The 8260-nt window shown below is 57.3% G+C and carries 9 protein-coding genes; 3 read left to right on the top strand and 6 right to left on the bottom strand.

All coding sequences use genetic code 11. The features are described 5' to 3' along the window. The first annotated feature begins 333 nt into the window (after positions 1-333). Both purH and purD read left to right on the top strand, forming a co-directional pair. Complete coding sequence (purH, locus tag IM300_RS21775) at positions 334-1923, top strand: bifunctional phosphoribosylaminoimidazolecarboxamide formyltransferase/IMP cyclohydrolase (RefSeq protein ID WP_193038304.1); 1590 nt, start codon at positions 334-336, stop codon at positions 1921-1923. Between the two features lie 15 nt (positions 1924-1938). After that, on the top strand, positions 1939-3231 hold the full coding sequence (purD, locus tag IM300_RS21770) for a phosphoribosylamine--glycine ligase (protein ID WP_107534456.1): 1293 nt from the start codon (positions 1939-1941) through the stop codon (positions 3229-3231). A gap of 47 nt (positions 3232-3278) precedes the next feature. Here purD and IM300_RS21765 read toward each other — a convergent pair whose 3' ends face one another. The 6 genes from IM300_RS21765 to nudC form a co-directional block, all read right to left on the bottom strand. After that, entirely contained in the window at positions 3279-3971 is a 693-nt protein-coding gene (locus IM300_RS21765) for a DUF1481 domain-containing protein (protein WP_028015109.1), read from the bottom strand. Positions 3972-3982: 11 nt separating this feature from the next. Next, complete coding sequence (gene hupA, locus IM300_RS21760) at positions 3983-4255, bottom strand: nucleoid-associated protein HU-alpha (RefSeq protein ID WP_002445246.1); 273 nt, start codon at positions 4253-4255, stop codon at positions 3983-3985. Between the two features lie 186 nt (positions 4256-4441). Next, positions 4442-5032 (bottom strand): YjaG family protein, encoded by a 591-nt coding sequence (locus IM300_RS21755; protein WP_022646712.1) that lies wholly within the window; start codon positions 5030-5032, stop codon positions 4442-4444. Positions 5033-5073: 41 nt separating this feature from the next. After that, positions 5074-5745, bottom strand: a complete 672-nt coding sequence (gene nfi / locus IM300_RS21750) for a deoxyribonuclease V (protein WP_193038303.1) — start codon at positions 5743-5745, stop codon at positions 5074-5076. A gap of 9 nt (positions 5746-5754) precedes the next feature. Next, on the bottom strand, positions 5755-6819 hold the full coding sequence (gene hemE / locus IM300_RS21745) for a uroporphyrinogen decarboxylase (RefSeq protein WP_028015107.1): 1065 nt from the start codon (positions 6817-6819) through the stop codon (positions 5755-5757). Between the two features lie 38 nt (positions 6820-6857). After that, positions 6858-7631, bottom strand: coding sequence for an NAD(+) diphosphatase (nudC, locus tag IM300_RS21740; protein ID WP_088204570.1), 774 nt, complete (start codon positions 7629-7631; stop codon positions 6858-6860). A gap of 95 nt (positions 7632-7726) precedes the next feature. On the opposite strand from nudC, the gene rsd reads away from it, so the two are divergent. Continuing rightward, on the top strand, positions 7727-8224 hold the full coding sequence (rsd, locus tag IM300_RS21735) for a sigma D regulator (RefSeq protein WP_193034202.1): 498 nt from the start codon (positions 7727-7729) through the stop codon (positions 8222-8224). The last annotated feature ends 36 nt before the right edge of the window (positions 8225-8260 follow it).

Genomic DNA, 8260 nt, shown 5'->3' with positions numbered 1-8260 from the left:
TTTTCTCTTCAACCGACCGGGTTGTCCGTGAAGTGATTCACATCCGCCGTGTCGATGGAGGCGCATTATAGGGAGTTCTCCGCAGGCCGCAACCGCTAAATGACAGAAAAATGACTGACTGCTGCATTCCCCAGCAAAACCCCGCCTTATACCCTTTTACACACAGAGTTATCCACAGCACTTCGAAAAAGTGAAAATATGCGAGCGTTGCGCAAACGTTTTCGTTAAAATGCTCGCGCTTAACAAGGAGGCCTCGTCAGGTGTGTTAGATGAGTTTTTCGCTGGAAAATTCATCTAACGCTCTCTGTAATCGTGAAATCCAGGGGATTTACCATGCAACAACGTCGTCCAGTCCGCCGCGCTCTGCTCAGTGTTTCTGATAAAGCCGGTATCGTCGAATTCGCTCAGGCACTTTCCGCACGGGGTGTGGAGCTGCTTTCTACAGGCGGTACCGCTCGCCTGTTAGCAGATAAAGGTCTGCCGGTAACCGAAGTGTCCGACTACACCGGTTTCCCGGAAATGATGGATGGACGCGTCAAAACCCTGCATCCGAAAGTGCACGGCGGCATTCTGGGCCGTCGCGGTCAGGACGACGGCATTATGGAACAGCATGATATCGCGCCTATCGATATGGTCGTTGTTAATCTCTACCCGTTCGCCCAGACCGTCGCCCGCGAAGGCTGCTCTCTGGAAGATGCGGTTGAGAATATTGATATCGGCGGCCCAACCATGGTGCGCTCCGCGGCGAAGAACCATAAAGATGTGGCCATCGTGGTGAAGAGCAGCGACTACAGCGCCATTATTAATGAGATGGATGCTAACGACGGCTCCCTCACTCTCGAAACCCGCTTCGACCTTGCGATTAAGGCGTTCGAACACACCGCCGCGTACGACAGCATGATCGCCAACTACTTCGGTAGCCTGGTGCCTGCCTACCACGGTGAAAGCAAAGATCCCTCTGGCCGCTTCCCGCGCACCCTGAACCTGAACTTCATTAAGAAGCAGGATATGCGTTACGGTGAGAACAGCCATCAGCAGGCTGCCTTCTATATAGAAGAAGAGGTAAAAGAAGCCTCCGTTGCGACCGCCCAGCAGGTTCAGGGCAAAGCCCTTTCCTATAACAACATTGCCGACACCGACGCCGCGCTGGAATGCGTGAAAGAGTTCAGCGAGCCGGCCTGCGTTATCGTCAAGCACGCCAACCCGTGCGGCGTTGCGGTAAGCACTTCTATTCTGGATGCCTACGATCGCGCCTACAAAACCGACCCGACCTCCGCGTTCGGCGGCATTATCGCCTTCAACCGCGAGCTGGATGCCGAAACCGCGCAGGCCATCATCTCCCGCCAGTTTGTCGAAGTCATCATCGCGCCGTCCGCATCAGAAGAAGCGTTGAAAATCACTGCGGCAAAACAGAACGTGCGCGTACTGGTTTGCGGTCAGTGGGCGGAACGCGTGCCGGGCCTGGACTTCAAGCGCGTGAACGGCGGTCTGCTGGTTCAGGATCGCGATTTGGGTATGGTTAAAGAAGCCGACCTGCGCGTGGTGACCAAACGTCAGCCAACCGAACAGGAGCTGCGCGACGCGCTGTTCTGCTGGAAAGTGGCGAAGTTCGTGAAGTCTAACGCCATTGTCTACGCCAAAGAGAACATGACCATCGGGATAGGCGCAGGCCAGATGAGCCGCGTTTACTCTGCGAAAATTGCCGGTATCAAAGCAGGCGACGAAGGCCTGGAAGTGAAAGGCTCCGCCATGGCCTCTGACGCCTTCTTCCCGTTCCGTGACGGTATCGACGCCGCGGCTGCGGTGGGCATCACCTGTGTGATCCAGCCTGGCGGTTCTATCCGCGACGACGAGGTGATTGCCGCTGCCGACGAACACGGCATCGCAATGATCTTTACCGGCATGCGCCACTTCCGCCATTAATTCCCGGAGCAGAAAATGAAAGTATTAGTGATTGGTAATGGCGGGCGCGAGCACGCGCTGGCGTGGAAAGCGGCGCAGTCCCCGCAGGTGGAAACCGTCTTTGTGGCGCCGGGTAACGCCGGTACGGCGCTGGAACCCGCGCTGCAAAACGTCGCCATCGGCGTAACCGATATCCCGGCGCTGCTGAGCTTTGCCCAGACCGAGAAGATCGATCTGACCATCGTTGGCCCGGAAGCGCCGCTGGTGATTGGCGTCGTAGACGCTTTCCGCGCCGCTGGCCTGAAAATCTTCGGCCCAACGGAAGGTGCCGCGCAGCTGGAAGGCTCAAAAGCCTTCACCAAAGATTTCCTCGCGCGTCATAACATTCCGACGGCGGAGTATCAGAACTTCACCGACGTCGAGCCCGCGCTGGCTTACCTGCGTGAAAAAGGCGCGCCGATTGTCATCAAAGCCGACGGTCTGGCCGCCGGGAAAGGCGTTATCGTGGCGATGACGCTCGAAGAAGCCGAAGCGGCAGTCCAGGATATGCTGGCAGGCAACGCCTTTGGCGATGCGGGCCACCGCATCGTGATCGAAGAATTCCTCGACGGCGAAGAGGCGAGCTTTATCGTGATGGTCGACGGCGAGCACGTTCTGCCGATGGCCACCAGCCAGGATCACAAGCGCGTGGGCAATGGCGATACCGGCCCCAACACCGGCGGGATGGGCGCTTACTCCCCTGCTCCCGTTGTCACCGATGAGGTGCATCAGCGCACCATGGACCGCATCATCTGGCCTACCGTGAAGGGCATGGCGGCGGAAGGTAACACCTATACCGGCTTCCTCTACGCAGGCCTGATGATCGACAAGCAGGGCAACCCGAAGGTGATCGAATTTAACTGCCGCTTTGGCGATCCGGAAACCCAGCCGATCATGCTGCGCATGAAATCCGACCTGGTGGATCTGTGCCTGGCGGCCTGCGAAGGCAAGCTGGACGAGAAAACCTCAGAGTGGGACGAGCGAGCGTCTCTGGGCGTGGTGATTGCTGCGGGTGGCTATCCGGGGAATTACAGCACCGGAGATGAGATCCACGGCCTGCCGCTGGAAGAGATTGACGGCGCGAAGGTGTTCCACGCCGGGACAAAGCTGGCTGACGACGACCGCGTGCTGACCAACGGCGGCCGCGTGCTGTGTGCAACCGCACTGGGCCAGACCGTGGCAGAAGCGCAAAAACGCGCCTATGCGCTGATGGCGGATATTCACTGGGACGGCAGCTTTAGCCGTCAGGATATCGGTTATCGTGCCATTGCGCGGGAGCAGGGAGAGTAATTTCCCCCTCACCCTAACCCTCTCCCTCAAGGGAGAGGGAACTTAAATCAAAAACTTTTCTCTGTCGGCTGCCAGGTGCAGAAGTCTTCGTTCGCCACCAGCAGCAGCTGAGAGCCTTCCGGCGCCTCAAGCCACGCCACGCTCACTTCCATAGACGAATGCCGCTGACGGCGCTGAATGTGTTCGGTTGCCCAGGATTCAAGCTCAGGCTTCACCGTCTGCCCTTCGCAGGTGGTCACCGTGCCATCGGCATGCCAGCGCCCCTGGCGCAGCACCACGCGGCCCTGACGCAGCGCGTCGCTGGTCTGACGGAGCTGTTCGGCGCGGTAGCGGTAAAGGGCAACCTGATCGCTGGAAAGCTGCTGTTTTAACCCGCTGACTTCATGCTGCATAAAGCTCAGCTCGCCGTGGTCGTCGAAACGCACCTTCACGTGTTCGGGGGTCTTACTGTAGATGTTCAGTTCAATCAGCGACAGCGCATCGCCCTGCCAGCGGTACTCTGCGGTCGAGGTGTTGCCGTTATGCCACGGGCTGAACGCGGTAAGCATATGGACTTCATCGCTGGAATCTTTGCGCCAGATCCTGACCGCGCCCTGGTTGTCAGCGTAGCCGCTGGCGGTAAACGGGGGGAGTGAGGAATCATGGCTACAGGCAGACAGCAACAGTACGCCTGCCAGCGCGAGTGTTCCACGCCAGAATGACAAAAGGGGCGTTGCCGCCCCTTCGTTAAAACTGTTCACTGCCACGCGTCTTACTTAACTGCGTCTTTCAGTGCTTTACCAGAAACAAATGCCGGCACGTTAGCTGCGGCGATTTTGATTTCTTTACCGGTCTGCGGGTTGCGGCCAGTACGCTCAGCGCGGTGGTTCACTTTGAAGGTACCGAAACCAACCAGTTGTACAGCATCGCCTTCTTTCAGAGACTCAGTAATAGCAGCCAGGGTAGATTCCAGAGCAGCTTTAGCCTGCACTTTAGACAGATCAGCCTTGTCCGCAATTACATCAATCAGTTGAGTCTTGTTCATAAGTTATCCTTTCAATGTGTTTATCGCTTGCTAAGCATCGAGTGCGACGAAAATGCCAAAAAAGCACTCTCCTGCATACACGCACCGATAGCCACTTTTTTTCGCCCCCCAAATGTAGACCAGACGGGGGGCGAAAGGGAAGAGTCGAGGAGTGACAAAACAGGCGTTAAATCACGTTTTGTTGTCTCATTGGTTAAAAATTATACCAATATTGCTCTCACCGGCCTCACGCAGGTCCGCGCGCAGCCCTTTGATCAGCTCAATATCACGCTCTTCACACTCTGCCAGCAGGCGGAAAATCTCCCACTGAATGTCCCATTCCTGTTCAACCGCCGGGTTAGCACGCAGCTCTTCGTCGGTCATTTCGCGGCCTTCCTGCGTCATTTCCAGCATCGCGACGGTCGTAATGGATGCCTTACTGACTTCAATGGCGTGCTCCAGCGTTTCACCGCTCAGACGGGAGTGGATCAGCTCGCTCAACGCCACGCAGGCATCGATAGCCGGATAAACGCCATACAGGTCGTAATCGTCCGCCGCCGGGATCGCCTCTTCCAGCTTTTCGAGCTGTGAATCGAAGTTCACCTTTGCGTCTTTCACCGTCAGCGTCTCCCAGATCAAATCCAGGATACGTCGATAAATCTGGCCTTCGCCAAACTCCGTTTGCTTACAGAACGCGGCATAGTTGGGATACATGCGCTCGCACAGGCAAGCCATAAACGTCACGTGCTGCCAGCTTTCCAGCTTCTCAAGGCGCAGATGAATCGGGTTTTGTAACATGATGATGTCTCGAATCGAAAATTAGCCGCAGTTTACCTGAATCACGGCTGAATTTCCTGCCAACGAATGAATGCCGGACGTGAAGAGGCAACGGCGTCAGCCCAGCGGGTTGGCTCCGGTAATCGATAGCCCTTCATGCAGCGCTGCACCCACGCCAGCGCGCTGTCCATGCTCACCCGGTGCCCGGTGGCGATAAACAGCGGATTACAGCGCGCTTTACTGCGCCAGACCCACGCCAGCTGCTCGCCTTTATGGATAAGCGGCGCCAGCGCGCCCGGTTCGGCAGAGAGCGGCTCAAACGCGCCGCACAGGCGTTTTTTCGCCACGCCGATGGTTGGCACGTCCACCAGCAGACCAAAGTGGCTGGCGACGCCTAAGCGGCGCGGATGGGAGATACCGTGCCCATCGACAAACAGCAGGTCAGGTTTTAACGAGAGTTGCTCCCACGCGGCCAGCAGCGCGGGGTATTCGCGGAAGGAGAGAAAGCCGGGAATATAGGGCATGGTGGTGGCGATACGCGCCACCTTGTACTCCACCAGCTCCAGCGACGGGTATTTCAGCACCACCATCGCCGCCCGCGTCACTTCCCCGCCCTGCTCAAACCCGACGTCCGCCCCGCCAATGTACTGCGGGGGATCCTTATCCAGACGATCCTCGCGGATCACCGATGAAGCCAGTTCGATTTGCTGAGCGCGTAGCGACGCGAGATCCATAACCACTCCTTACTTGTGATACTGGGCAGAAAGCCGATGCACCGCCTCCACAAATACGCCTGCGTGTTCAGGCGGCACATCCTGATGAATGCCGTGGCCGAGGTTAAAGACGTGGCCCTCACCCTGGCCGAAACCAGACAGTATAGTCGACACTTCCTCTTCGATGCGGGCAGGCTGAGCATAGAGCATGGATGGATCCATGTTGCCCTGTAGCGCCACTTTGTCGCCCACGCGACGGCGCGCATCGGCAATATCGGTGGTCCAGTCGAGGCCCAGCGCGTCGCAGCCGGTGGCCGCCATCGCTTCCAGCCATTGGCCACCGCCTTTCGTGAACAGCGTTACCGGCACGCGGCGACCGTCGTTTTCACGCAGCAGGCCATCGACGATTTTGTGCATGTAGTACAGGGAGAACTGCTGATAATCACGTCCGGTCAGCACGCCGCCCCAGGTGTCGAAAATCATCACCGACTGCGCGCCCGCTTTAATCTGCGCGTTGAGGTAGAGGGTGACGCTCTTCGCCAGCTTGTCGAGCAGCGCATGCAGCGCCAGCGGTTCGGCGTACATCATCTTTTTAATCATGGTGAAGGCTTTGCTGCTGCCGCCTTCAACCATATAGGTGGCCAGCGTCCACGGGCTGCCTGAGAAGCCAATCAGCGGCACTTCGCCTTTCAGCTCGCGGCGAATGGTGCGCACGGCGTTCATCACGTAGCCCAACTCGCCTTCCGGATCGGGGATCGGCAGCTTATCGACGTCGGCTTTGCTTTTGATTGGGGAGGTGAAGCGCGGGCCCTCGCCGGTTTCGAAATAGAGCCCCAGGCCCATCGCGTCCGGAATGGTAAGAATGTCCGAAAAGAGAATGGCGGCATCCAGCGGGAAGCGGCGCAGCGGCTGGAGCGTCACCTCACAGGCCAGCTCGGCGTTTTTGCACAGCGACATAAAATCGCCCGCCTGCGCGCGCGTGGCTTTGTACTCTGGCAGATAGCGTCCCGCCTGGCGCATCATCCACACCGGGGTGACATCAACGGGCTGGCGCAGCAGCGCACGCAGATAACGATCGTTCTTCAGTTCGGTCATTTTGCAGTTCCTTATTGCGTCAGGCCGTCAGTGTAACACTACTCATACTCGGCCCGACACATTGCCACGGTATCTTCTATCAGGCGACGCGCCACCGTTCCCGGCGGGGGTAACAGCGGTAAATTGTCGTAGCGGTACCAGTTCGCCTCCAGCAGCTCTTTCGGGTCGATAACAATCTCGCCGCTGTCGTATTCCGCCATAAACGCGGTCATCAGGGACATCGGGAACGGCCACGGCTGGGAGGTCACGTAGCGCAGGTTCTTCACCTTGATGCTGCTCTCCTCCATCACCTCGCGCGCCACCGCCTGCTCCAGCGTTTCGCCTACTTCCACGAACCCGGCGAGGACGGTATGAATGCCGTTGCGATGACGGGTATGCTGCGCCAGCAGGATGGAATCATCACGGCGGATGGCGACGATGATGCACGGCGCAATTTGCGGATAGTAGCGTTCACGGCAGTGACCGCAGAGCAGCGCCCATTCGGTTTTGCTTGGGTGCATGGTGTGCCCACAATAACCGCAGTATTTGTGCGAGCGGTAAAACTCCGCCAGCTGTACGCCGCGCCCCGCCAGCTGGAACAGGCCGACGTCCAGATCTAACACCTGACGTACGGATCCCATATCCTGACGGCGCGCCTGCTGGATCAACCACACGGGATCGCCCTGCCACTCGCCGATCTTCAGCGCGGACTGGCCCACCAGATCGAACGTTTCCGCGGCACCGTAGGGCAGCTCTCCTGAGGGCAGCCATAATTTTTGTTCGTGGCTGACGATCCACCAACCCAGATCTGATTTTTCAATAATACGATCCATATCTATTGCACTACCTTCGCTTCACTGACATGTTGTTAGCATTGTGGTTACATTTTGGATAAGCAGATCCCATTCTAAACCTTATGGAGTCGACCATGTTAAACCAGCTGGAAAGCCTGACTGAGCGCGTTGGAGGAAGTAACACCCTGGTGGATCGCTGGCTACATGTGCGCAAGCATCTCCTTGTGGCGTATTACAATCTGGTCGGTCTTAAGCCTGGCAAAGAATCCTTTATGCGGCTGAATGAAAAAGCGCTGGATGATTTTTGTCAGAGCCTGGTCGACTACCTCTCCGACGGCCATTTCAACATTTATGAACGCATTATCCGCGAAATGGAAGGGACAACGCCGTATTTAGCGGCCAGCAAACTCTGTCCGCAGCTGGAAGCCAACACCCAGAAGATCATGGACTACTACGATTCCACGCTTGAGAACGCTATCGATCACGATAACTATCTTGAGTTCCAGCAGGCGCTGTCCGACCTGGGCGAAGCGCTGGAAGAGCGATTCACGCTGGAAGACAAGCTCATCGCCCTCGTGCTGGATAACAACCTGAATATCAGCAACAGCGATAACGTTGTGCGCCCTGCTTGAGTTCTTAATCGTTAACGAGTAATTTACAACCAGTCG

Origin of the sequence: Enterobacter cloacae complex sp. I2 (assembly GCF_014896205.1) — a bacterium.
GTDB classification, from domain to species: domain Bacteria; phylum Pseudomonadota; class Gammaproteobacteria; order Enterobacterales; family Enterobacteriaceae; genus Enterobacter; species Enterobacter quasihormaechei.
This window is presented reverse-complemented; position numbering and strand designations above follow the sequence as displayed.

Coding starts and splice junctions, on each gene's coding strand:
- purH (WP_193038304.1), top strand. CDS start 334: ATGCAACAACGTCGTCCAGTCCGCCGCGCTCTGCTCAGTGTTTCTGAT.
- purD (WP_107534456.1), top strand. CDS start 1,939: ATGAAAGTATTAGTGATTGGTAATGGCGGGCGCGAGCACGCGCTGGCG.
- hupA (WP_002445246.1), bottom strand. CDS start 4,255: ATGAACAAGACTCAACTGATTGATGTAATTGCGGACAAGGCTGATCTG.
- IM300_RS21755 (WP_022646712.1), bottom strand. CDS start 5,032: ATGTTACAAAACCCGATTCATCTGCGCCTTGAGAAGCTGGAAAGCTGG.
- nfi (WP_193038303.1), bottom strand. CDS start 5,745: ATGGATCTCGCGTCGCTACGCGCTCAGCAAATCGAACTGGCTTCATCG.
- hemE (WP_028015107.1), bottom strand. CDS start 6,819: ATGACCGAACTGAAGAACGATCGTTATCTGCGTGCGCTGCTGCGCCAG.
- nudC (WP_088204570.1), bottom strand. CDS start 7,631: ATGGATCGTATTATTGAAAAATCAGATCTGGGTTGGTGGATCGTCAGC.
- rsd (WP_193034202.1), top strand. CDS start 7,727: ATGTTAAACCAGCTGGAAAGCCTGACTGAGCGCGTTGGAGGAAGTAAC.